This window comes from Marinobacter lipolyticus (assembly GCF_018424605.1).
Lineage (GTDB): Bacteria > Pseudomonadota > Gammaproteobacteria > Pseudomonadales > Oleiphilaceae > Marinobacter > Marinobacter lipolyticus_B.
Genome location: NZ_QTKT01000010.1, coordinates 105817 through 128631, shown reverse-complemented (window position 1 = coordinate 128631; position 22815 = coordinate 105817). Strand labels below are relative to the sequence as shown.

Below are 22815 nucleotides of genomic sequence, written 5' to 3'. Positions count from 1 at the left end.
GACCAACAATGGTAAACTGCTGCGCTTTGAGCAGCACGGTTCGACTATGACATACGTTCCTGAAAACACCCGAGTAATTGTTGGCATGTCCGGCGGGGTCGACTCCTCGGTGGCCGCCTGGCTCTTGAAGGATCAGGGCTATCAGGTTGAAGGCCTGTTCATGAAAAACTGGGACGAAGACGACGGCACCGAGTACTGCACCGCCATGACCGACCTTGCGGACGCGCAGGCGGTCGCCGACGCCATTGGCATTCCCCTGCACACCGCCAGTTTTGCGGCCGAGTACTGGGACCGCGTGTTCGAGCATTTCCTGTCCGAATATGGCGCTGGCCGCACCCCCAACCCGGACATTCTGTGCAACAAGGAAGTCAAATTCCGGGCGTTCCTGGATTACGCTGTCACCCTGGGCGCCGATTTCATTGCCACGGGCCACTACACCCGCCAACGCCCGCTCAACGACGGTTCCGGCAAGGCCCAACTGCTCAAGGGCCTGGATCCGAACAAGGATCAGAGCTATTTTCTCCACGCTGTTTCCGGCGACCGCATCGCCCGCACCCTGTTTCCGGTCGGCGAGCTTGAAAAGCCGGAAGTGCGGCGCATCGCCGAAGCCCAGGGCTTTATCACCCACGACAAGAAAGACTCGACCGGTATCTGTTTCATCGGCGAGCGCAAGTTCCGCGACTTCCTGAAACAGTACCTGCCCGCCCAGCCCGGCGACATCGAGACCCCCGACGGCACGGTGATCGGCCGCCATCAGGGCCTTATGTATCACACCATCGGTCAGCGCCAGGGCCTGGGTATCGGGGGCCTGAGTGAATTCGGTGACGAGCCCTGGTACGTGGCCGAGAAAGACCTCAGCCGCAATGTGCTCATCGCGGTACAGGGCAAGCAGCACCCATTGCTGTTTTCCCGCGGGCTGGTCAGCGGCGCTATCGACTGGGTTGCCGGCGAGGCGCCGGCCCCGACGTTTCGCTGCAAGGCCAAAACCCGATACCGCCAGCCGGACCAGGACTGCACTGTGACCCTGGGTGACACAGGCGTTACGGTGATCTTCGATGACGCCCAGCGAGCGGTGACCCCCGGGCAGTCCGTGGTGTTCTATCAGGATGACATCTGCCTTGGCGGCGGTGTCATCGAGCAGACCTGGCGCGACGGCGAGAGCCTTCCAGATCGGGCGGCCGCCAACGGGGAGCCCGCATGAGCCGATCCCTGTACGACCAGACCCTGGCCCTTGCAGGCGTGTTTCAGGCCGCCGCCCAGGTCCAGCAGGTGGCCCATACGGGCCAGTGTACGGATTCCAGTTTCGAAACCTCGGTGCGATCCCTGTTTGCCACCGATCCCGACACGACGTTGGACGTCTATGGCGGGGAACTGAAAGATCTTCGCGAGGGGTTGACCACGCTGGCCAATGTACTGAGCCAGCAAAGCAAACCGCAGGACATCGAAGTGCTTCGCTACGCGTTGAACCTGATTCACCTGGAATCCAAGCTCAACCGTAACAAAGACATGATGTCCGTGCTTGGCAGCCGCATCGACCAGGCCCGCCATACCGCCAGCCACTTCGGCTATCTGCACAGCAACCTGATTGCCAATCTGGCGTCGATCTACACGGACACCATCAGCACCTTTCGCATGCGGATCCAGGTAACCGGCGACCCCGCCACCTTGCAACGGGAGGAGAATGCCGCCCGGGTCCGTACGCTGCTGCTTGCGGGTATCCGTTCGGCGGTGCTGTGGCGCCAGAGTGGCGGGCGCCGCTGGCAACTGGTCATTTCCCGGCGCCGGGTTATCGCCACCGCAAAAGAGCTGGCCGAGAAGGCGAACCGGGCGGTTTACGACTGATTCGCATGCAGTGCTGGTGTATCATAGGCACCAATCCTTTTATGACCCATTCCCAGTTGATTTGAGAGGTTTTCGATGGAACTCACCGCCCTGACCGCCATTTCCCCGGTCGACGGACGTTACGGCAGCAAAGTCACCGTCTTCCGTGACATCTTCAGTGAATATGGCCTTATCCGGAACAGGGTGACCGTCGAGATTCGCTGGCTGCAAAAGCTGGCGGCGCACCCGGAGATCAGCGAGGTGCCCGCGCTGTCCCCTGAAGCGACCGCTTTTCTGGATCGAATGGTCAGTGAGTTCAGCCTGGCGGATGCGGAACGTATCAAGGAGATTGAGCGGACCACCAATCACGACGTCAAAGCCGTCGAGTACTTCATCAAGGAAAAAATCGCCGAGGTTGCCGAGCTGCACGCGGTGACAGAATTTGTTCATTTCGCCTGCACCTCGGAAGACATCAACAATCTTTCCCACGCCTTGATGCTGCGGGAAGGACTGGATCATGGCTTGTTGCCGGCTATGGATCGCGTGGTCGACAAGCTGGCACAGCTGGCCCACGATCACGCCGAACAACCCATGCTGTCCCGCACCCACGGTCAGACGGCCTCACCATCGACCGTGGGCAAGGAGCTGGCCAACGTGGTCTACCGGCTACGGCGCCAGCTTTCGCAAATTCGCGCCACCGAGCTTTTGGGCAAGATCAACGGCGCCGTCGGTAACTATAACGCGCACCTGTCCGCCTACCCGGCTATCGACTGGGCACAGAACGCCAAAGACTTTATCGAGAGCCTGGGGCTGGACTGGAACCCCTACACAACCCAGATCGAACCCCATGACTATATCGCCGAGCTTTACGATGCGATTGCCCGCTTCAATACCATTCTGATTGACCTGGACCGGGACATTTGGGGCTACATTTCTCTCGGCTACTTCAAGCAGAAGACGGTAGAAGGCGAAGTGGGCTCATCCACCATGCCCCATAAGGTTAACCCGATTGATTTCGAGAACTCCGAAGGCAACCTCGGTATCGCCAACGCGCTGTTCAGTCATCTCTCCGCGAAACTGCCCATTTCCCGCTGGCAGCGCGATCTGACCGACTCCACCGTACTGCGTAACCTCGGCGTCGGCTTCGCCCACAGCCTGATTGCCTATGAGGCATCGCTGAAGGGCCTTGGCAAACTCGAGATCAATCCGGCGCGGCTGAACGAGGATCTCGACCACGCCTGGGAAGTTCTGGCGGAGCCGATCCAGACCGTGATGCGCCGCTACAACATCGAAAAACCCTACGAAAAGCTCAAGGCGTTGACCCGAGGCAAGGCTATGACGCCGGAAGTGATCCAGAATTTCGTGGAGTCTCTGGCTATCCCGGAGGCTGCCAAAGCAGAATTGATGGCGCTGACGCCGGGATCGTATATCGGCAACGCTATCGATCAGGCACAAAACATCTGATATCGGGAAACGCTTTATGGATATGCTCGGCGGACGCTCAGCGGCTGATTTCCTCAGAGATTACTGGCAGAAAAAGCCGCTGGTGATCCGCCAGGCGTTTCCGGAGTTTCGTTCTCCGGTTTCTCCGGACGAGTTGGCGGGCCTGGCCTGCGAAGAAGGGGTGGAGTCAAGACTGGTCATCGAAAACGACGATGGCAAGCCCTGGCAACTGCACAATGGCCCGTTCGACCCCGAACGCTTCAGCAGCCTGCCGGAGCACGACTGGACGCTGCTGGTGCAGGGGCTCGACCACTGGGTCCCGGACGCCGCCGATCTGCTGGAGCATTTCCGCTTCGTTCCCAACTGGCGGCTGGACGACATCATGGCCAGTTACGCCCCCAAAGGCGGCAGTGTCGGGCCGCACTACGATCAGTACGATGTATTCCTGCTGCAGGCCCAGGGCCATCGTCGCTGGACGTTCGGCGGCCATTGCGATCACACCTCGCCACGGGTGGATGGCACTCCCCTGCGCATCCTGAGCAGTTGGGAAGGCGAGGAAACCGTCACCCTGGCACCCGGCGACATGCTCTATCTGCCCCCCGGCATTGGCCATCACGGCGTAGCGGAAGACGACTGCATTACCCTCTCGGTGGGCTTCCGCGCACCAACCGTTGACGACATTCTCACCGGGTTTACCGATTTCCTGTGCGGCCAGTCCGACGCTTCTGATCATCTGGACGATCCGGATCTGCAGATTCAACGCAATCCCGGCACCATTGCCCCGGAAGTCATTGACCGTGTTGCAGACGTCATTCACCGCAAAATGTCGGACCGCCGCCAACTCACGTTGTGGTTTGGCCAGTTCACCACCGCACCGAAAAGCATGGACATCGTGGTGCCGTCGGAAGAGCCCATTGCCCCGGAGGTATTCAGCGACCTCGTACGCGAAGGCGCACAATTACGCTGGAATGAAGGCTCGCGGTTTGCGTTTCACGAGTTCGGGGACGAAACCGCGCTGTTCGTGGATGGCGAGCAGTATCTGCTGAAAGGGGATGCCCGGCCCCTGGCGCCACTGATGTGCGCCGGCGCCCGAATCGACATGACCGAACTGGCCACCCTGGTGGACGATACCGCTATCGGCGGTTTGCTCAGCCATCTTTACAATCAGGGGTCGGTTTACTTCGAATGACGCGGATACGCATACGCAAGTACAGCTGGCAACTGGCGCCGGGGGACCTGCGCGATATCCGGCAACGGGTGTTTATCGAGGAACAGCAGGTGCCGCCTGAGCTGGAGTGGGATGCGAGGGATGAAATCGCCGACCACTATCTGGCCGTCAATGCGGATAATCAGCCCGTCGCCGTCGCCCGCCTGTTTTCCACCCTTGAAGAGACCGGCCACATTGGCCGCATGGCGGTGTTGCCGGCCTGGCGCGGTCAAGGTGTCGGTGAGGCGTTACTCCACCACCTTATCCGTGACGCCGGCGGTCGTTTCCGCGAGCTCAGACTGTCGGCCCAGCAGCACGCCATCGCCTTTTACCAGCGTTCCGGCTTTCACGTGTGCTCGGGCGTTTATGACGATGCCGGCATCCCCCATGTGGATATGCGCTGCCTGATGGCAGAATTGATTGCCCGCGACCCGGGCCAACGCCACTGCCCGGCTATACTGGGGAACGACCGCGACGCCTGGCTGTTCTCTTCCGAACAGCCCATGACCCAGTTGCTGGATTCCCTGACAGCGCAGGCCTCCCAGCGCCTCTGGCTCTATGACCGGGTGCTGGACCATGACACCTACGACCGCCCTCAGTTCCGTGAACTGCTGTCGGCGCTGGCACGCCGCAACCGGTTAAGCGAAATCCGCCTGCTCATCCACGACGACAAACCACTGGTCAAGCGACGGCACCAGATTGTTGAACTGATGAAACGACTGCCCAGCCGTATGGAACTGCGGCTGGTGCATGGAGATTACCCGGCCACGGATCAACCGTTCATGCTGGTGGATCGCGCAGGCGTCCTCTACCGCCACGATTTCTTCAAGCCCGAGGGTTTTGCCAGTTTCGCCGACGGCGGCAGAGTCAAACTGCTCGCGGAAAATTTCCTTCGCATGTGGGAAACCGGGCGCCCCTCGCTGGAATTGCGGGACTTACCGCTCTGAGTGAAAAGGCGGCGAAACCTCCGCAGATTCGAACTGGGCGCCAAAGGGTGCGAACTCGGCGTCCACCTCTCCGGCCACTTCCGCGATCAGCTTACGCAACCATTGATGGTCGGCGTTGTGCTGAAGCAGCGGACTCCAGGCCATCTTGAGTTCAAACGGCGGAATCTCGAACGGCGGCACCTTGACCACCAGGTTGGCGTTATCTTTCTGCAACCACGCCGCACGGGATGGCAGGGTGGCGATCAGGTCATGCTGCTCGGCCAGCAGCATCGCCACCTGATAGTGGCGGGTGAACACGGATATCTGGCGCTTGCGACCAATCAGTGACAGCGCTTCGTCGACCCACCCGAGGCGCTGGACGTCTTTCGGGTTCACACCCACGCCCACCCCGAAACCGGTTTTACTGACCCAGATATGACTGGCGGCCAGGTAGGTATCCAGCGTAAAAGGCTCCCTCAGAATCGGGTTCCGCGCATTCATCAGGCAGGCGAAATACTCGGTCCACAACGTCTTCTGGTGGAACGATTGGGGAATCTTGTCGAAGCGGTTGATGGCCATGTCGAGCCGGCCCTGCTCCACGTCCAGAAAGCTGACGTCACTGGGCGTCAGGACATCCAGGGTTACGTGTGGCGCTTCCTGGCGAATGCGGCGCAGTACCCGTGGCATCAAACAGGATTCCGCGTAATCACTGGCCATGATGCGGAACACACGCTGACTTTCCATTGCCGAGAATGGCGTCTTTTCCTGCACCGCCTGCTCAATGTCCGAGAGTATTCCGCGGACCAGCGGCTGCAGTTCCCGCGCGCGCTCGGTAGCCGACATGCCCTCGCTGGTGCGCACCAGTAATGGATCGCCGAATACGTCCCGCAAGCGCCTGAGACCATTACTCATGGCTGGCTGTGTGATGCCCAGGTGGTTGGCCGCTTTGGTAACGTTGCGCTCCCGCAAGAGAACATCGAGGTACACCAGAAGATTGAGATCGACCCGGGAAATATCCATTCATCCACTCCAGACAGCTTCGTGATACTGAACAAAGGCGCCAGCATTCACTGTGTTAATGTACATGATCATACAGATTCATGAAATCAATATAATGAGTCAATCTTTCACACTTGGAAACGGATTCGGGTCTCGTTTTCTGCTAGTCTTTCGGTTACTTGCGGAAAAACCGGAACCTCCATTGCCGGTTTCTTCGCCATTGGTACTGTCACCGGAGTCGTTGCCAATCTTATGGATACCACTACGATCGTTCTGATTCTCGCTGCCCTGGTTGCCATTTCGATCATCATTATTGTGGCCATTCAGATGCGTGAAAGGTCGAGAATCGAACGGGCCCGAAAAACCGCTGCCCTGGAAGACCAATACAACCGGGCCAACCGCCTGCTCAACGAAATTCCCGGTCAGTACCTGACCCCGGATCTCAAGTTGTTGCTGATCAAACGTATGGAGGAGGCCAGTCACGAGCTGGCCGCCCTGAAATCAGCCCTGCCCGCCAGGCAATGGCTTGAGGCTGCACAGCAACTCAAGAAACACGTGCTGGACGGTACCGACAACCGCTCTCCGATAAAAATCGATTCCGCTGAAAAATCAACCTATGTCAAAGAGTTACTTCAAAGTCTTTTCAAGATGATTGAAGGCATGCACAAGGCTGGAAAACTCGACAACGCCACGGCGAAGAAGAATCTCAAACACGTGCTGTTCCTGGTGCACAAAACCCACGCCGACCTGCACGTGTTCCAGGCAAGGGACTACGTCAGACAGAACCAGATTCGCAAGGCCATTCACGCCTACCACCTCGCCAGTACCGAGATGGGGAAATCCCGCGACAATCCCCTGGCGATGAAAGCGGTCAAGAGTTTCCGAACCCGGATCAAGGAACTGGAAGCCATGAGCAACGACGGCGAACAAACCGCCGGCAGTCAGGACGACCAATCCAAACTGGACCGGGAATGGGATACCTTCCTCCATGATGACGAGTGGAAGAAAAAAGCCGACTATGACGACTGAGCGACGGCCCGCCACTCGCTTCTGAACTGCCTCCGGACAAGGATTGTGAACACTGGTGACCAGGCTATTCCGTAAACGTCTATCCTACCGCCTGACCCGCGATACGGTGCTGCTGGCCATGTTGCTGGGCCTGATACTGAATCTGGTTCAGGTTGCGCTGGAATTTTTCAACGCCCGGGAATCGATGGAAAACGAAATCCAGGCGCTGATTGAAATCAGTCACAGCCCAGCCTCGCAGATCGCCTACAACATCGACGTCCGTCTCGCCGAGGAGCTGCTGGACGGCCTGCTGCGCCATCCGGCCACCATAGACGCCCGTATTATCGACAACGACGGGCACACCATGGCCGCCGCCAGCCAGAGCAGCCCGACCTCCCCCTATCGCTGGATCAGCGATGCCCTGTTCGGAGCAAACCGGACCTTCAGTGATGAACTGCGGGTCCGCCAACTGGCGGATCTGCCCCTCGGCACGCTGAACGTCACCATCGATACCTACCATTACGGGTTGCTGTTCCTGCAGCGGGCGGGCTACACCTTGCTCAGCGGCTTCTTCAAGAGCCTGATCCTGACGGTGGCGCTGCTGGGTATTTTCTACTTTGTACTCACCCGGCCAATGATGAACGTGATCAATGCGTTAAGCCGGGTGCAGGCGGACAGCCCCGAAAAAGTGCGAGTGCCGATCCCGGTCAACCATGAGGACGACGAAATCGGCACCATGGTGGGCATCATCAATCAACACCTGCAAACGCTCGACTCCAGTCTCGCCCAGCTCCGTCACGCCGAGAGCGCCATGAAAAATTATTCCAGCCAACTGGAACGGGAAGTGGACGATCGCACCCGGGAAATCTCGGAAAAGAATGAGGCGCTGCAGCGGGGTAATCATGCGCTGGTGAAGGCCAAGGAGGACGCTGTGCGGCGTGCGCGGTCCCGGGCCAACTTCCTGGCCAGCATGAGCCATGAGATCCGCACTCCGCTGAATGGCGTTCTGGGCATGCTGGGGCTGGCGCTGGAAGGCGATCTCGACCCGGAACAGAGAAACCGGCTTGAGATCGCGCTCAATGCGGGTCAGAGCCTGCTGGGGCTGCTGAACGATATTCTCGATATTTCCAAGGTCGAAGCCGGCAAGCTGAGCCTGGAAAACATCCCATTCAGCGCCCGCGGCCTCATCGAGGAGTGCGCCACCCTGCACGCCCAGCAGGCGCGTCGCAAGAACATTGATCTGTTCACAGACATCGACCGCGAGCTGCCCGAGATGGTCCTGGGCGATCCCACGCGCACCCGCCAGATTCTCAATAACCTGCTGAGCAACGCCATCAAGTTTACCGAGAACGGCAGCGTCAAAATCCGGGCCGGCCGCGTCGGCGGCAACATCAAGATCGAGGTGATCGATACCGGCATCGGCATGTCGAGGGAGAGTTTGCACCGCATATTCTCGCCTTTCTCGCAGGCCGGCAGCGATACTACCCGACTTTACGGCGGCACCGGGCTTGGGCTGACACTTTGCCGTCAGCTGGTAGAGCGCATGCACGGGCAGATTCTGGTCGATTCCGATGTGGGCCACGGCACTCACTTTACCGTGACGCTTCCCCTGCCAATCTATGAACAGGCTGTCCCGATAACGGAACCGGCTGTGGTACCGGAAGAAGAACACGCCCCCATCCCTGCGCTCGACATCCTTCTGGTCGAGGACAACCAGGTCAACCAGCTGGTTGCCAGCAGCCTGTTGCGTAAGCTCGGTCATCACGTGGATCTTGCGGAGAATGGCAAGCGCGCTTTGCAGGCGCTGACGAACAAGAACTACGACATCGTGCTGATGGATTGCCAGATGCCCGTGATGGACGGATACGAAGCGACCCGTCGGATCAGGGAGAACCCGGACTGGCAGGCATTGCCAGTCGTCGCGGTGACGGCCAACGTCATGCAGGGCGACCGTGAGGATTGCCTGGCCTCCGGCATGAATGACTACATCACCAAGCCCTATAACCGTGACGAGTTGAAGGCCGTCATTGCCCGTTGGGCGCCGGGCTCTCCAGTTGGGCAAGAATCGACCTGAGTTCGTCACGCAGTGCCACCAGCCTTTCCGGCGCCACACCGGTGGCGCACAGCAACTGCCCCGGGATGGCCCGGGCCTGCGCCCGCAGGTCCTTGCCCGCGTCGGTGAGCCCGACGCTCACGATTCGCTCGTCTTCCTTACTCCGCGTTCGGCTAATCAACCCTCGTTGCTGCAGACGCTTGAGTAGCGGCGTCAGCGTTCCGGAATCCAGCCGCAGCCGGCCACCGAGATCCGACACGTTCAGCCGTCGCCCATCCGAAGCGGCCTCCCACAGCACCAGCATGACCAGGTACTGCGGGTAGGTAAGCCCGAGCTCGCTCAGCAGCGGCCGATACCGGGCCACAACAGCCCGGTTGGCGGCATACAGCGCGAAACACAGCTGGTTGTCCAGCCCCATGTCATCGTCGGACGCCATCATCGGTTACAACAGCTTCTCGATGTCACTGCGAATGGCTTCCGGCTTGGTGGTCGGCGGATAACGGCGCACCACCTGGCCGTCCCGGTTCACCAGGAACTTGGTGAAGTTCCATTTGACCTTTTCGGAGCCCATCAGCCCTTTGGCCTGCTGTTTCAGAAAAGCGTAGAGCGGATGAGTGCCGGGACCATTGACCTCGATCTTGGCGAACATCGGAAAATCCACGCCGTAATTCAGACTGCAGAACTGACTGATCGCGCCGTTGTCCGCCGGATCCTGATTCATAAACTGGTTGCACGGAAAGCCAAGCACCTCCAGGCCCTTCTCCTTCAGATCACCGTAAAGTCCCTGCAAACCCTCGAACTGGGGTGTGAAACCGCATTTGCTCGCGGTGTTCACAATCAGCAGTACCTTGCCCCGGTACTCGCCCATGTCGTGTTCGTTTCCCTGTATGTCCTGCACGGTAAAATCGTAAATGCTCTCGCTCACGCACTGTCTCCTTTAATTGTTCGTGATTAGATTGTGCACAATACATTATTTGTCGACGGATGTCTGCTTTCGCCACAATTCATCATAATTGCCCTGTTGTCGGGCGGTCATGCTCCGTTAGAATACCGAGCTGATGTTATTATATTTTTTTCCGATAACGGGTTAAGGAAACCAGGGTCCTATGCAGAACTTCCAGAAGTCCGCCAAGCTGGATAACGTGTGCTACGAGATACGTGGCGTGGTTCTGCGCGAGGCGCGCCGGCTGGAAGAGGAAGGGCACCGGGTATTGAAGCTCAACATCGGCAACCCTGCGGCATTCGAGCTGGATGTACCTGAGGAGATTCAGCAGGACGTTATCTACAACATGCACCTGGCGCAGGGCTATGTGGAATCCAAGGGCCTTTTCTCCGCCCGCAAGGCGGTCATGCATTACTGCCAGCAACGGGGCATCGACAAGGTCGACATAGACGATATCTTTCTCGGCAACGGCGTCAGCGAACTGATTGTCATGTCCATGCAGGCCATGCTCAATACCGGCGACGAAGTCCTCATACCCGCTCCGGATTACCCGCTCTGGACGGCCGCCGTCACCCTGTCCAGCGGTAAACCCGTGCACTACCACTGCGACGAGGCCCAGGACTGGTTCCCGGACATTGACGACATCCGCAAGAAAATCACCAGTCGTACCCGCGCGATCGTGCTGATCAACCCCAACAATCCTACCGGGGCGGTCTATTCCACGGAGTTGCTGGAGCAGGTCATTGAACTGGCCAGGCAGCACAACCTGATCATCCTGTCCGATGAAATCTACGACAAGATTCTGTACGACGGCACGGAGCACGTATCCACCGCGTCGCTGGCCGACGACGTGCTGTTCTTTACCTACAACGGCCTGTCCAAGAACTATCGCGCGGCGGGATACCGCTCTGGCTGGATGATCATCAGCGGCGCCAAACATCGTGCCCGCGATCTCATCGAGGGCATCGAGATGCTGTCGAATATGCGATTGTGCGCCAACGTCCCGGCTCAGCTTGCTATCCAGACCGCCCTCGGCGGGTACCAGTCAATCGACGACCTGGTAGCGCCCGGTGGCCGCCTGTACGAACAACGGGAAACCGCCTGGCAGTTGCTCAACGATATCCCGGGGGTCAGCTGCGTCAAACCCAAAGGCGCGCTCTACCTGTTCCCGAAGCTCGACCCCAAGCGTTTTCCGATCGTCAACGACGAGAAGCTGGTTCTGGACCTGCTGCTGCAGGAACGAATCCTGCTGGTTCAGGGGTCGGCGTTCAACATCAACGACCGCCAGCATCTTCGGGTGGTCTTCCTGCCGCGGGTGGATACCCTGGAGGACTCCATGAAGCGTCTTGCACACTTCCTATCCACCTACCAGCAGTAAGCGGTACCAGACATGGCAGACATCCACATAGAGGAATTCTACAAAGACGCCGCTATTGCGCTGGTCCAGCTTTTCAACGCCTTTCCACGGCGCATCAACCTGTTTGTCGAAGACATTGCCGGGCCCGACGAACCGGATGAATTTGGCCTCCACAGCAAGCGCCACATGGCGTGCTTCGGCGCCCTGCTCTGGCTAGAGGAAGAAGGCCTGCTGCGCTATGTGGACACCATTCGTCAGGAAACCCTGGATCAGGCGGTGCTGACCCGCCGCGCCTTTGTTCGCCTGAGCATGCCCGCCAGCGGGACCTTGCCGGGCACTCTGGATACACTGACTCCCGATGAGCGGGACCAACTGCCCGATTCCGTCCGCCAGGATCTCTCCACTCACATCCACCTGATACGCAACGCCTTGCGCAGTGGCAGTTCCGCCACCATCAGCCAGGTGATGCAGGAGACCTTCTTCAGCAATACCCTTGCAGGAACTTCTGTCGCCCCGGGCGATCATTAAATCCGCGTTAGTCGCTTGAACGGAGTTGACCAGACCACGTATTCCCTCCGTGGCACCTGTGCCGCCCATGTGGATTGAGACTGATAAAAGGAACCGATAATGCGTATTCTGCTGTTTCTCGCCACTAACCTGGCCGTAATCATTGTCGCCAGCTTCACCCTGCGTCTGCTCGGGGTGGACAGCTATCTCGCCCAGAACGGTATCCAGTACGGTTCACTGCTCGCCTTTGCCGCTGTGTTCGGCTTTGCCGGCGCCATTGTCTCGCTGCTCATCTCCAAGCCCATGGCGAAATGGAGTACCAAGGCCCGTGTCATCGACTCGCCACGCACCCCGGCGGAGCGCTGGCTGGTGGACACCGTTGGCCAACTGGCGAAGAACGCCGGGATTGGCATGCCGGAGGTGGCAATCTTTCCAGCGTCGCAATCCAATGCCTTTGCGACTGGCTGGAACAAGAACGATTCTCTGGTCGCGGTCAGCGAAGGGCTTCTCCAGCGATTCGACAAGGACGAAATCCGCGCGGTGCTCGGCCATGAGATTGGCCACGTCGCCAACGGTGACATGGTCACGCTGGCGCTGATTCAGGGCGTGGTGAACACCTTTGTGATCTTCGCGTCACGGGTCATCGGGTCGTTTGTGGACCGGGTGGTGTTCAAGAACGAGAGTGGCCACGGCATCGGTTTCTTCGTGGTCAGCATTATTGCGGAAATCGTGCTGGGCATACTGGCCAGCACCATCGTGTTCTGGTTCTCCCGCCGTCGGGAGTTTCGTGCCGATATTGCCGGGGCCCAGCTGGCCGGGCGCGGCGCAATGATCAACGCGCTGGCGAAACTGAAGCAGGAAAGTGAGGTGCCCGACCAGATGCCCGATTCACTCCAGGCGTTCGGCATCATTCGCGGCGCCCGCGCTGGCCTGAGCGCCCTGTTCATGACTCACCCGCCGCTGGATGACCGCATAGCGGCGTTGCAACGGGCAAGCCTCTGATCAGATCTTCAGCTTGAAACCCAGGGCACGAAAGGTGTCCTGGAGCGACTTGCTGGTGCCTTTGAGCTGAATCTTGACGCTTGAGAACTCGCGGCGAACCGGGTAGTTCTTCCGCAGGCGGTCAAAGGCCCCACCACGATCCTCCGCTGGCAGATCCATGGTCAGCCTGAGCCGGGCATCGTCCCGACGGGGATCGTAACAGGACCGCATGGCGATATTGCCCGCCCCCGTTTCCTCGGCTGCGCTGGTGAACGAGAGTTTGCTCAGGGCCGGCTCCGGCAGATACTGGCCGGCTTTCTTGCGCACGGGAAGCCCCAGGAAACGACACAATGCCTGATACACCATTTCGGTGCCCTGCACCTTGCCCTCCAGGCTGTAACCGGCGATATGCGGGGTCGCCAGCCACACCCGATCCACCAACTGCGGGTTGATCCGCGGCTCCTGCTCCCAGACATCCAGCACCACCGTGGGCGCATTCGCTCCCTGGAGCCTTTCCAGCAGTGCTGCAGAATCAATGACCTCACCGCGGCTGCTGTTGATCAGCAATTGCCCTGCGGTCATCCGCTCCAGCTTTGCGGCATCGATCATATGAAACGTGGCGTGCTGGCCGTCCCGGATCAGGGGGGTGTGGAGCGATACCACATCGCACTCGAGGGCCTCGTCGAGACTACAGAAAAGCTCCTCCGCGCCTTCTTCCCGCTCTGCCCTGGGGGGATCACACAACCGCACGGTAAAGCCCAGCCTGTCCAGTTTGCGAGCGAGCTCACTGCCCACGTTGCCGGCGCCTACAATGCCCACGCTGAGCGTTTCCCAGTCGTCCCGACCCTGTTTCTCGGCATACAACGACAACACCGACAGCACGTATTCCGCAACACTGTTGGCATTGCACCCGGGCGCCGCCGAGAACGCAATGCCCCTGGCCTCCAGCCAGGCCACATCGACATGGTCGGTGCCAATGGTCGAGGTACCCACATACCGCACCCTGCTGTCTTTCAGCAACGCCTCATTAACCCGCGTAACCGAGCGGACCAACAGAATATCGGCGTCGTTGACATCATCGGGCGACAGGGTTCGCCCGGACACCCGTCGAATCTCGCCAATATCCGCAAAAAACGATTCCAGCAGGGGGATGTTTTCGTCTGCTACGATCAACATAGTCTGAGCTGTCCGCTTATTTTAATTCCGGCGCGCGCGGGAGGGTCGTCCACCCTGACTGCGCCCGCCCTGGCCCCGGCTACCCTGAGGTCGCCGGCCACCGCGCTTTCTGGTGATCGGAGGGTTCGTCATGGCCGCCATCAGTTCCTGATCAGGCACCGCGGTTTTCAGCTTCTGGCTGATGTAGGATTCAATCGCCGGCAGCGAAAACGCGTCGTCCTCACTGGCGAAGCTGACCGACACCCCGGTCTTGCCGGCGCGACCAGTCCGGCCGATGCGATGGACATAGTCTTCAGCGTTTTCAGGAAGATTGTAGTTGAAAACATGGGTCACGCCGTTGACGTGAATGCCGCGCCCCGCCACGTCCGTTGCCACCAACACCTGAATCGATCCCTTCTTGAACTGCTCGAGGGTCTTGAGGCGCTTGTTCTGGGCGATTTCCCCGGACATCAGGGCGACCTTCACCCCCTGATTTCGTAAATCCTCTTCCAGATCCCGGCACTGGTCTCGACGATTGGCGAACACAATGGCCTTTTCAACGTCCGGGTTTTTCAGGTAGTTGACCAGCACCGGCAGCTTTTCATCCTCGCCGACCAGATAGACCGTCTGTTCAACCCGTTCCGCCGTCTTCTGTTCAGGCTCGATCTCCACAAACTCTGCGTTCTGGGTCCACATTGACGCAAGATTCAGCACATCCTGATTGAACGTGGCACTGAACAGCAGCGTCTGGCGCTCTTCCTTGGGTGTACACTTGCGGATAATGCGCTTGACGTCGGGGATGAACCCCATATCCAGCATACGGTCGGCTTCATCCAGAATCAGGATGTCCAGCTGGTCGAGAAACACGTCCTGGGACCCCAGAAAATCAATCAGCCGCCCGGGCGTTGCCACCAGGATATCGACAATCTCGTTCTGCAACTGGTCCCGCTGCTTATCGTAGTTCATACCGCCCACAACTGTTACGACGTTATGGCCGGTGTAACCACACAGCTGCTCTGCGTCTTTCGCTATCTGCATGGCCAGCTCCCGGGTCGGGGCCAGTGCCAGCACCCGGGGCTCGGAGGCGAAGCGGTCCTTTGGCGGCACCGGGGTTTCCAGCAGACTCTGGATGGCGGTGATCAGGAACGCCGCGGTTTTGCCGGTCCCGGTCTGGGCCTGCCCAATCAGGTCCTGACATGCCAGGGTGAAGGGCAGAGTCTCCGCCTGAATCGGGGTGCAGTGTTCAAAACCGATGTCGGTAATGGCATCCAGCAGGCGCTGGTCGAGATTGAGATCCTTGAACAGCGTCTTGCTGGTATCACGTGAGTCAGATGTCATAGGTATTCAGTCTTCCTTTATTACTGATGTGGAATCGGAGGTAGAGTGCGCCGGGTCTCTTCGTGCCAGGCGTGTTCAAACGTTTCCCCGGTTCCGTAAAATGTGGTGAGCGTATCGAAAAATGCCCGGGCGCGAGCCGGCATTCCGACGTCCAGATAATCATTGGCCTGCGCCCTCACCCGGCGGCGGAACCCGGCTTCGTCGGCTGCGCCCTCGCCTGACAGGTTGTCGACGCTGATGTGAAAACGGGAGCCCGCAGCCACGGAAAAAAGCCATTCAAGCGCCTGAGGTTTCACCTCCACCTGCTCGAAAGCCTGCTGCTGGCTTGCCGTACGACCGTCGGGACAGTACCAGTAGCCATAATCCCTGAGGGTGCGGCGCTGCGCCCCGGCAATGCACCAGTGACTGATCTCATGCAGGGCGCTGGCAAAGTAACCATGGGCGAAGATAATCTGTGCCACACCACCGGCCTCGGCGGCGGGCAGGTACTCAGGTTCCTCGCCACCCCTGACCAGGACCGTCCGGCAGTTTTCCCGGAACAGGTCATTGAACAGCATGATAAGATCGTCTGGATTGTGATTCATTGGGACGCTATTGTGCGTCTTTAAACCCTTCAATACCAGAGGGAACTTTAGGGTGCTACCGGTGTCCACTGCTTCCTGACAACCGCTGTTCCGGGGGCCTGTTTCTCCGGTATTCCAGCCCGGCCAGTAACACCCAGGACCTGATATACGCTATGACAGAGCACGCTCAACCCGATTCACGCCTACCCACTCTGGTCTCTGCCCGGCAGTTGCTGCTTACACTGGTACTTTTTCTGCTGTCGGCCACGGCCTGGGGGCTGGGTGGTTCGGGCAACTCGCTGTTCGGTAACGGTAGCGACTTCCTGCCGGTGGATGAAGCACTGCCTTTCAACTACACCACCGACACAGGCAGCATGGTTCTGTCCTGGAATATCGCCCCTGACCACTACCTTTATCAGTCGCGGGTCTCTGTCGAATCACTGACCGCGGGCGTCACCCTCGGCGCGCCCGAATTCTCTGACCGTGGCACCACCACCGAAGACGAGTTCTTCGGTGAAGTCACGGTATTCTACGACCCGGTCGAAGCCCGGGTTCCGGTCAGCCTCCCCCAGGGTATCCGGGAGGCTGAGCTGCAGGTCACTTATCAGGGCTGCGCGGAAGCCGGGCTTTGTTACCCGCCGCAGACCCGCACGGTGCTCTATTACCCCGGTGACGGCGGCAGCGCCTCAGCAACGGCGGCGGCCTCACCCGTATCACGCACCACCTCCAGCACCGGGGCCAGTGCCATGTCGGGTTCCGACACCCGCTCGGCCACCGGGCTGGCGGGCTTTCTGGCTGAGCAATCAGCACTGACCATTGCCGCCCTGTTCCTGTTGCTGGGTCTCGGGCTGACGTTCACCCCCTGCGTATTGCCAATGGTACCGATCATCTCGGCGCTGGTATCACAACGTAATACCCGCACCACCGGCCACGCGCTGATGCTTTCCGGAAGCTACGTGCTCGGCATGGCGCTGACCTATTCGGCAGCCGGTGTTGTGACCGGCCTGCTCGGGGCCAGCTTCAACCTGCAGGCCCATCTGCAATCACCATGGGTTCTGGGCGTTTTCGCCGCGTTGTTCACGCTGTTCGCGCTTTCCATGTTTAACCTGTTCGACATTCAGCTGCCGCGCTTTATCCGGGAACCCCTGAACGATGCCAGCCATCGCCTCTCCGGCAGCCGGGTGGCGGGGATTTTTGGTATCGGCGCGTTGTCGGCGCTGGTGGTGTCGCCGTGCGTATCGGCACCGCTTGCGGGCAGCCTGCTGTACATCAGCACCACTCAGGATGCCGTTATCGGCGGCATCGCGTTATTCTCGCTTGGCCTCGGCATGGGCATTCCGCTCATTCTGGTCGCCGTGGGCGGCCGCAAACTGTTGCCTGCAACCGGCCCCTGGATGAACGTGGTCAAGGCGTTTTACGGCATCATGCTGCTGGCCGTCGCCATCTGGCTGATTGAGCGCCTGGTGCCTGCCTGGCTGGCACTGACGCTGTGGGGCTTGCTGGTGGCCATCACCGGTGTGCAGCTTGGCGCTTTCGATGCAGCCAAAGCCGGCTGGGGCCGAACACGCAAGGGTGTCGGGCTGGTGATGTTTGCCTACGGGCTGGCGCTGCTGGCTGGCGCGGTCGGGGGCGCTACCGATCCGTTGAAACCGCTGGCGCCCTACACCGCCTCGGCATCCGGAACACAGCAAGGTAGCCAGAGCCATGCGGCGTTCCAGCGGGTGACCACGCCAGAGGAAATCCACACCATGATGGAAGCAGCCAGTCGCAACGGCCGGCCGGTCGTGCTGGATTTCTACGCTGACTGGTGTATTTCATGCAAGATCATGGAGCGCAACGTGTTCAGTGCGCCCGCCGTGATCGACGCACTGGCTCCCTACACGTTGCTTCAGATTGACATGACCGACAACACGCCCGCCCAGCAGGCGTTTCTGGAAGAGCTCGGCCTGTTCGGCCCGCCGGCCATTCTGTTTTTTGCCGCCAACGGCGAGGAACTGCCCGACGCACGGGTTCTGGGCGAGATGGACCGCGCTGAGTTCCTGACGCACCTCAGCTCCCTCGACGGATAAAGAACAGGAACTCCTTGCCGGTTTCCTCACTGTGAATCAGAGGATGATTCAGGAACTGGCAAAAGCGCGGAATATCCCGGGTGGTTGACGGGTCAGTGGCCACCACTTTCAACACACCGCCAATCGGCACCTCCGCAATGCGGTTGTGCAGCAGCATAACCGGCTCCGGACAATACAGCCCGCGGGCATCAAGCTCTTCGTCAAATTTTATCGTGCTCAAGACTGCTTCTCCGTTACCTTCACCGCTGCGTTTCTCAGAATACATGCTAAATTATTGTTTATAGCTGTCAAAATGTTACGAGGTAAACAATGATCCGGGTACTGATTCAACGTCATATTGCTGAAACCCTCGAGTCCGCGTACGAGGAACGGTCCCGCAAGGTGCTGCAGCAGGCCGTCAGTGCGTCAGGCTTCATTTCCGGCGAAACGCTGGTAGATGCTCATGACCCGAACCACCGTCTGACGCTGGCGAACTGGCGCTCAGAAGCAGACTGGGATCGCTGGTATCACTCCGAGGACCGTAAAGCACTGATGACGGAACTGGCGCCAATGATGGATCGTGACGAAATCATCACCGTTATGGAGCAGAGTTGACCCGCTGCTGGCGGCCTCTCAATCCAGACGCTCTATAAAACAGGTGATTTCTTCGCGATCGTGATACAGGTGGCTTGCTCTGAGGCGAAAACCGCGCTCCGCTTCCGCCAGCGCGTCCTCCATGATGCCACGGCAGATCAGCCATTCTTCGTACCTTTTTTTCATGGGCAGTTTGAGATTGAAAACGGTGTAACGACACAAGCCTGACATCAGCCAATCGACCACCATGTGCGACGTGCGTCGCGGGTGATCCACGATGTCACACACCATCCAGTCGACTGCCCGCTTCGGCTTCCAGTGATAGCCATCGGCCTCGACGTGCGTCACCTGCCCAGAGGCCATGAGGTCGGCATTCATCGGCCCGTTGTCCACCGCCGTGACCATCATCCCCTGGCGCACCAGTTGCCAGGTCCAGCCGCCCGGCGCTGCACCGAGATCGACCGCGCTCTTGCCACCCCCCAGGTAATCCAGTGCCTGCTCGGGGGGCAGGAACACTTTCCAGGCCTCTTCCAGCTTCAGTGCCGACCGGCTTGGGGCGGAGGCCGGCAGACGCAGCCTGGCAATGCCACCGGGGAAACGCGCCCGGTTATTGGCCGGGCTGACGCCCACCAGGGCCCGCTCGAAGTTCACCAGCAGGATATCGAGCCTGGCCGGCGCCTGGGCGCTGGCATCTGGCTTGAGCAAACCCGCCCCTCTCAACGCCCGGGAAAGCGGCGCCACCCACTTGCGTGCAAAGTTGCCGAGATCGCCATCCGCGTTGTCCTCCGGCAACCTTACTTCCACCCTGGCGCAATTCGGAAAACCGGAGGCCACCGACTGCAGCGCTTGGATAACGGCGCCCACCCGGTCGGTTGCCGGCAACTCGAGATCTGCAAGGCCCACCATCCAGTCGCGGACAAACACCAGGTCCAGCAGATTCAGGCGCTGCAACAAGGTTGCCGTGCCCTCCGGCCCGGTCAGACAGAACAGCAGGTGGCCCTGACGGGCACCGGGTTGAAAATAGCCAAACACGCCTACTGCCGCGGCCGCGTCAGTCATTTCGCGCCCGGCCTCGGTTTCGAAGCCTGGTCGGCAGAAGAGAATCATGTATTCCATGGCGTACCTTATGTCGGGTTTCCCGCCGGGGAAACCATCACGAATTTCAAACTGTTTAACAGTGCTCCCGGCCGTCTGGGGTTACACTGCGTCACTACTTTTCTGCAGGAATTTTTGAATGCCGCTGTACCTGCGCACCATCGCCATGCTGACTTTTCTGGCCTTTACCGGCGCCGCCATTGCCCTGGAGGCGCACCCCGGCAACACTTGCCCGGCTCTGGATGCCAGTAATGCGGCCCAGCGCGAGCGGCTGATGGACTATGTCTGTTTCCATGCGGCTGACCCCGACGATCCTGTGCACAAGGCCGTCGCCCCGTCCGAACTGCCGGAAGATATGGACTGGCAGGCTGCCCAAGGCCATGACCTGGTGTTCAGCCATACCGACTCGGTCTACTGGGTGCACCTGCATCTGGTCAACAATGACTCCCGGCAAGGCTTCTGGTATCTGAAGCTCAACTATCCGCTGCTTGATGACGTTACCTTCTGGCAGACCGACGCACGCCAGACCCGCACCCTGACCACCGGGGACCAGCACCCATTCCACTCAAGGGGCATAGATTACCGGTATTTCCTGCTGCCCGTCACGCTGGAAGCGGGCGAGACACAGAGGGTCACCCTGCGCATCCGCAGCAGCGGCGCACTCAACGTACCATTGTCGCTGGAAACGCCGGACAAGGTGGTTGCCGAGAGCAATCACCTTACCCTGACTCACGGGCTTTTCTATGGCGCACTACTGGTATTCGCGGTCTTCAATCTGCTGCTGTTCTTCAGCTCCGGTACGGTTTACTACTTCTACAACGCCTTCTATATGGGCACCATGGGGCTGTTTCTCTTTGCCATGGGTGGTTTCGCGAATCAGTATTTCTGGCCCGACAGCACCGGCTTCGCCAACACCTCCATCCCCCTGCTGATCGCCTTGTGCGCCCTGGCGATGACGGCCTTCGGGCGTTCCTTTCTCGAGATCTCGCCGGGAACACTGTCGTCTGCCACTCTCAGGGTCCAGGCCTGGGCATCCGCCGCGCTGCTGTTCACCACCTTTTTGCTGCCGTACAACCAATCAATACTGCTGAACACCACGCTTGCGCTCACCATCATTACCAGCCTGTTTCTGATTGGCGTGCTGCGCTGGCGTCAGGGCTACGCGCCCGCGCTCTGGTATGTGGTGGCCTGGTCAGTGATGTTGGTGGGCGCACTGATCTATGCGCTGGCAGCTTTCGGCTACCTGACCGATTTTCTGGCCCGTGAGTTCTTCATGCTGACGGCGATCGGCGCCCAGGTGGTCCTGTTGAATTACGCCATGGTGCAGCGATGGCGGCTGCTGAACCAGAAACTGCTCGACGTGGAACACAACGCCCGCACCGAACTGGAAGTCAAAGTCCATGAGCGTACCGCGCAGCTGCGCAACACCATGCGCGAACTGGAAAGGGCAAACCGCAAGCTGGCCACCCTGAGCCTTAACGATGCGCTGACCGGCCTCCACAACCGGCGCCACCTGGACAATATCCTTCCCGAACTCTGTGCAGAGGCCCGCAGAACCGGTCAGCCGCTGTCCCTGGCATTGATTGACGCCGACCACTTCAAACGCATCAACGACACCTGGGGACACGGCTTTGGCGACCTTTGCCTGCAGCGCATTGCCGACATTCTAAGCCGCCATGTCAAACGCCCGCGGGACGTGGCCATCCGCTTTGGCGGCGAGGAGTTTGCGCTGCTGCTGCCGGGCACCGATCGCGACGGCGCCCGCCGCGTGTGCCAGCACATTCTCGAAGACATGCGAAGCACCGAAATTGAAGCGGCAGACGGCGCAGGCGTCATCATCACCCTGAGCGCCGGCGTGGCTACAATGTCACCCGGTCAGAGCGAGCAGGAGCTGTTCCAGCAGGCCGATGAAGCCCTGTACGGGGCCAAAGCCTCCGGTAGGGACCGGGTCACCACTGCAGGTGTAGAGACAGTTCAGTGATCCGTCTTTGGGCGCAGCACTGACTGTATAAAGGCAGCGGCAGCACCCGCCGCCCGCTCAAGCAACATGGAATGACTCTCCGGTTGCCGTGCGAGCGGCTTGAGATCGTGATTGCCGCCCTCCAGCCAGACCAGTTTCAGGTTGGCTGGCCGCTGCAACTCCTGCTCCACTTCATCACGCTTGCCAAAGGGGTCCCGGGTGCCCTGAATCACGCAAACGGGGCACCAGACATCGTCAAAATGCTCGATACGCCAACGGTCAGGCCTGCCGGGCGGGTGAAACGGGTAGCCAAGACACACTACGCCCAAGAAGCGTCCGGCAAGCCGTGACTGGGCCGCCAGCAAACTGGCCATCCGCCCACCCATTGACTTGCCGCCGATAAATACCGGACGTCCCTCACCCAGCGTTGAGGAAATCTCCGTCAACACCTGCTCGAAACTCTGCAGCAGCGCCGGCTGCCGATCTGGCGGGCGCTTTCTGCCATCCTCCCGGCGCTTCACCATGTAGGGAAATTCGAAACGAACCGAGGTGATGCCCTGCCTGGCGAGGCATTCGGCCATCTCCTCCATGAACGGGGAATCCGCTGGCGCGCCCGCACCGTGGGCCAGCAGCAGCACCGGACCATCCGGCTCGCCACCGTGGGTGGTAAAAATCGCCATTCATTTCACCTATGCAGTATGTACTTCTACTATGGAGGGGTCGGATAGCAAATTCCGGCCAGTATAATGGTGCTTGCCGTACCGGTAAAACCAACCGTGAATAAGCGCTGCATGCTGCTGATTTGGGCGTATTTGAC

22 protein-coding genes are annotated in these 22815 nt (G+C 59.7%); 13 read left to right on the top strand and 9 right to left on the bottom strand.

Features of this window, described 5'->3' with window-relative positions; all coding sequences use genetic code 11:
* The first annotated feature begins 46 nt into the window (after positions 1-46).
* The 5 genes from mnmA to DYI22_RS14030 all read left to right on the top strand — a co-directional run bounded on the left by mnmA (position 47) and on the right by DYI22_RS14030 (position 5418).
* On the top strand, positions 47-1201 hold the full coding sequence (gene mnmA / locus DYI22_RS14050) for a tRNA 2-thiouridine(34) synthase MnmA (RefSeq protein ID WP_213478719.1): 1155 nt from the start codon (positions 47-49) through the stop codon (positions 1199-1201).
* Positions 1198-1842, top strand: a complete 645-nt coding sequence (gene hflD / locus DYI22_RS14045) for a high frequency lysogenization protein HflD (RefSeq protein WP_213478718.1) — start codon at positions 1198-1200, stop codon at positions 1840-1842. Before mnmA ends, hflD begins: the two co-directional genes overlap by 4 nt.
* 75 nt (positions 1843-1917) lie before the next feature.
* The gene (purB, locus tag DYI22_RS14040) at positions 1918-3285 is read left to right on the top strand and encodes an adenylosuccinate lyase (protein WP_213478717.1); all 1368 of its coding nucleotides are present in this window, start codon (positions 1918-1920) and stop codon (positions 3283-3285) included.
* Between the two features lie 16 nt (positions 3286-3301).
* Complete coding sequence (locus tag DYI22_RS14035; protein ID WP_213478716.1) at positions 3302-4453, top strand: cupin domain-containing protein; 1152 nt, start codon at positions 3302-3304, stop codon at positions 4451-4453.
* Positions 4450-5418, top strand: a complete 969-nt coding sequence (locus tag DYI22_RS14030; protein ID WP_213478715.1) for a GNAT family N-acetyltransferase — start codon at positions 4450-4452, stop codon at positions 5416-5418. The genes DYI22_RS14035 and DYI22_RS14030 overlap by 4 nt, the downstream gene beginning before the upstream one ends.
* Here DYI22_RS14030 and DYI22_RS14025 read toward each other — a convergent pair.
* Positions 5407-6417, bottom strand: a complete 1011-nt coding sequence (locus tag DYI22_RS14025) for a LysR family transcriptional regulator (RefSeq protein WP_213478714.1) — start codon at positions 6415-6417, stop codon at positions 5407-5409. The two genes, DYI22_RS14030 and DYI22_RS14025, sit on opposite strands and share 12 nt — an antisense overlap.
* Before the next feature lie 231 nt (positions 6418-6648).
* Here DYI22_RS14025 and DYI22_RS14020 point away from each other — a divergent pair, with 231 nt between their 5' ends.
* Both DYI22_RS14020 and DYI22_RS14015 read left to right on the top strand, forming a co-directional pair.
* The gene (locus DYI22_RS14020; RefSeq protein WP_213478713.1) at positions 6649-7425 is read left to right on the top strand and encodes a hypothetical protein; all 777 of its coding nucleotides are present in this window, start codon (positions 6649-6651) and stop codon (positions 7423-7425) included.
* Positions 7426-7480: 55 nt separating this feature from the next.
* Entirely contained in the window at positions 7481-9478 is a 1998-nt protein-coding gene (locus tag DYI22_RS14015; protein ID WP_213478712.1) for an ATP-binding protein, read from the top strand.
* Here DYI22_RS14015 and DYI22_RS14010 read toward each other — a convergent pair.
* Entirely contained in the window at positions 9429-9896 is a 468-nt protein-coding gene (locus tag DYI22_RS14010; RefSeq protein ID WP_213478711.1) for a MarR family winged helix-turn-helix transcriptional regulator, read from the bottom strand. The genes DYI22_RS14015 and DYI22_RS14010 overlap by 50 nt on opposite strands.
* A gap of 3 nt (positions 9897-9899) precedes the next feature.
* Positions 9900-10382, bottom strand: coding sequence for a glutathione peroxidase (locus DYI22_RS14005; protein WP_213478710.1), 483 nt, complete (start codon positions 10380-10382; stop codon positions 9900-9902).
* Between the two features lie 181 nt (positions 10383-10563).
* Between DYI22_RS14005 and DYI22_RS14000 the strand changes: the two genes are divergently transcribed.
* The 3 genes from DYI22_RS14000 to htpX all read left to right on the top strand — a co-directional run bounded on the left by DYI22_RS14000 (position 10564) and on the right by htpX (position 13266).
* The gene (locus DYI22_RS14000) at positions 10564-11778 is read left to right on the top strand and encodes a pyridoxal phosphate-dependent aminotransferase (protein ID WP_213478709.1); all 1215 of its coding nucleotides are present in this window, start codon (positions 10564-10566) and stop codon (positions 11776-11778) included.
* Positions 11779-11790: 12 nt separating this feature from the next.
* Positions 11791-12285, top strand: a complete 495-nt coding sequence (locus tag DYI22_RS13995; RefSeq protein WP_213478708.1) for a hypothetical protein — start codon at positions 11791-11793, stop codon at positions 12283-12285.
* Positions 12286-12381: 96 nt separating this feature from the next.
* Complete coding sequence (htpX, locus tag DYI22_RS13990) at positions 12382-13266, top strand: protease HtpX (RefSeq protein ID WP_323132922.1); 885 nt, start codon at positions 12382-12384, stop codon at positions 13264-13266.
* On the opposite strand, the gene pdxB is transcribed toward htpX, so the two are convergent.
* Genes pdxB through DYI22_RS13975 form a run of 3 tightly spaced genes read right to left on the bottom strand, consistent with a single transcriptional unit; the run spans position 13267 to position 16322 of the window.
* On the bottom strand, positions 13267-14421 hold the full coding sequence (gene pdxB / locus DYI22_RS13985; RefSeq protein WP_213478706.1) for a 4-phosphoerythronate dehydrogenase PdxB: 1155 nt from the start codon (positions 14419-14421) through the stop codon (positions 13267-13269).
* 21 nt (positions 14422-14442) lie between these two features.
* Positions 14443-15738 (bottom strand): DEAD/DEAH box helicase, encoded by a 1296-nt coding sequence (locus DYI22_RS13980; protein WP_213478705.1) that lies wholly within the window; start codon positions 15736-15738, stop codon positions 14443-14445.
* A gap of 20 nt (positions 15739-15758) precedes the next feature.
* Positions 15759-16322, bottom strand: a complete 564-nt coding sequence (locus DYI22_RS13975) for an elongation factor P hydroxylase (RefSeq protein ID WP_213478704.1) — start codon at positions 16320-16322, stop codon at positions 15759-15761.
* Positions 16323-16474: 152 nt separating this feature from the next.
* Between DYI22_RS13975 and dsbD the strand changes: the two genes are divergently transcribed.
* Positions 16475-18370, top strand: a complete 1896-nt coding sequence (gene dsbD / locus DYI22_RS13970) for a protein-disulfide reductase DsbD (protein ID WP_213478703.1) — start codon at positions 16475-16477, stop codon at positions 18368-18370.
* Here the strand turns inward: dsbD and tusA are convergent.
* Complete coding sequence (gene tusA / locus DYI22_RS13965; protein ID WP_213478702.1) at positions 18351-18590, bottom strand: sulfurtransferase TusA; 240 nt, start codon at positions 18588-18590, stop codon at positions 18351-18353. The two genes, dsbD and tusA, sit on opposite strands and share 20 nt — an antisense overlap.
* Before the next feature lie 89 nt (positions 18591-18679).
* Between tusA and DYI22_RS13960 the strand changes: the two genes are divergently transcribed.
* The gene (locus DYI22_RS13960) at positions 18680-18964 is read left to right on the top strand and encodes an antibiotic biosynthesis monooxygenase family protein (RefSeq protein WP_213478701.1); all 285 of its coding nucleotides are present in this window, start codon (positions 18680-18682) and stop codon (positions 18962-18964) included.
* Between the two features lie 18 nt (positions 18965-18982).
* Here DYI22_RS13960 and rlmM read toward each other — a convergent pair whose 3' ends face one another.
* Positions 18983-20059 carry a 23S rRNA (cytidine(2498)-2'-O)-methyltransferase RlmM gene (gene rlmM / locus DYI22_RS13955; protein WP_213478700.1) on the bottom strand — a complete coding sequence of 359 codons (1077 nt, stop codon included), beginning with the start codon at positions 20057-20059 and terminating at the stop codon, positions 18983-18985.
* Positions 20060-20177: 118 nt separating this feature from the next.
* Between rlmM and DYI22_RS13950 the strand changes: the two genes are divergently transcribed.
* Positions 20178-22019 carry a diguanylate cyclase gene (locus tag DYI22_RS13950; protein WP_213478699.1) on the top strand — a complete coding sequence of 614 codons (1842 nt, stop codon included), beginning with the start codon at positions 20178-20180 and terminating at the stop codon, positions 22017-22019.
* On the opposite strand, the gene DYI22_RS13945 is transcribed toward DYI22_RS13950, so the two are convergent.
* Positions 22013-22678: an alpha/beta family hydrolase gene (locus DYI22_RS13945; protein WP_213478698.1), complete on the bottom strand. Its 666-nt coding sequence runs from the start codon at positions 22676-22678 to the stop codon at positions 22013-22015. The two genes, DYI22_RS13950 and DYI22_RS13945, sit on opposite strands and share 7 nt — an antisense overlap.
* Positions 22679-22815 lie beyond the last annotated feature (137 nt).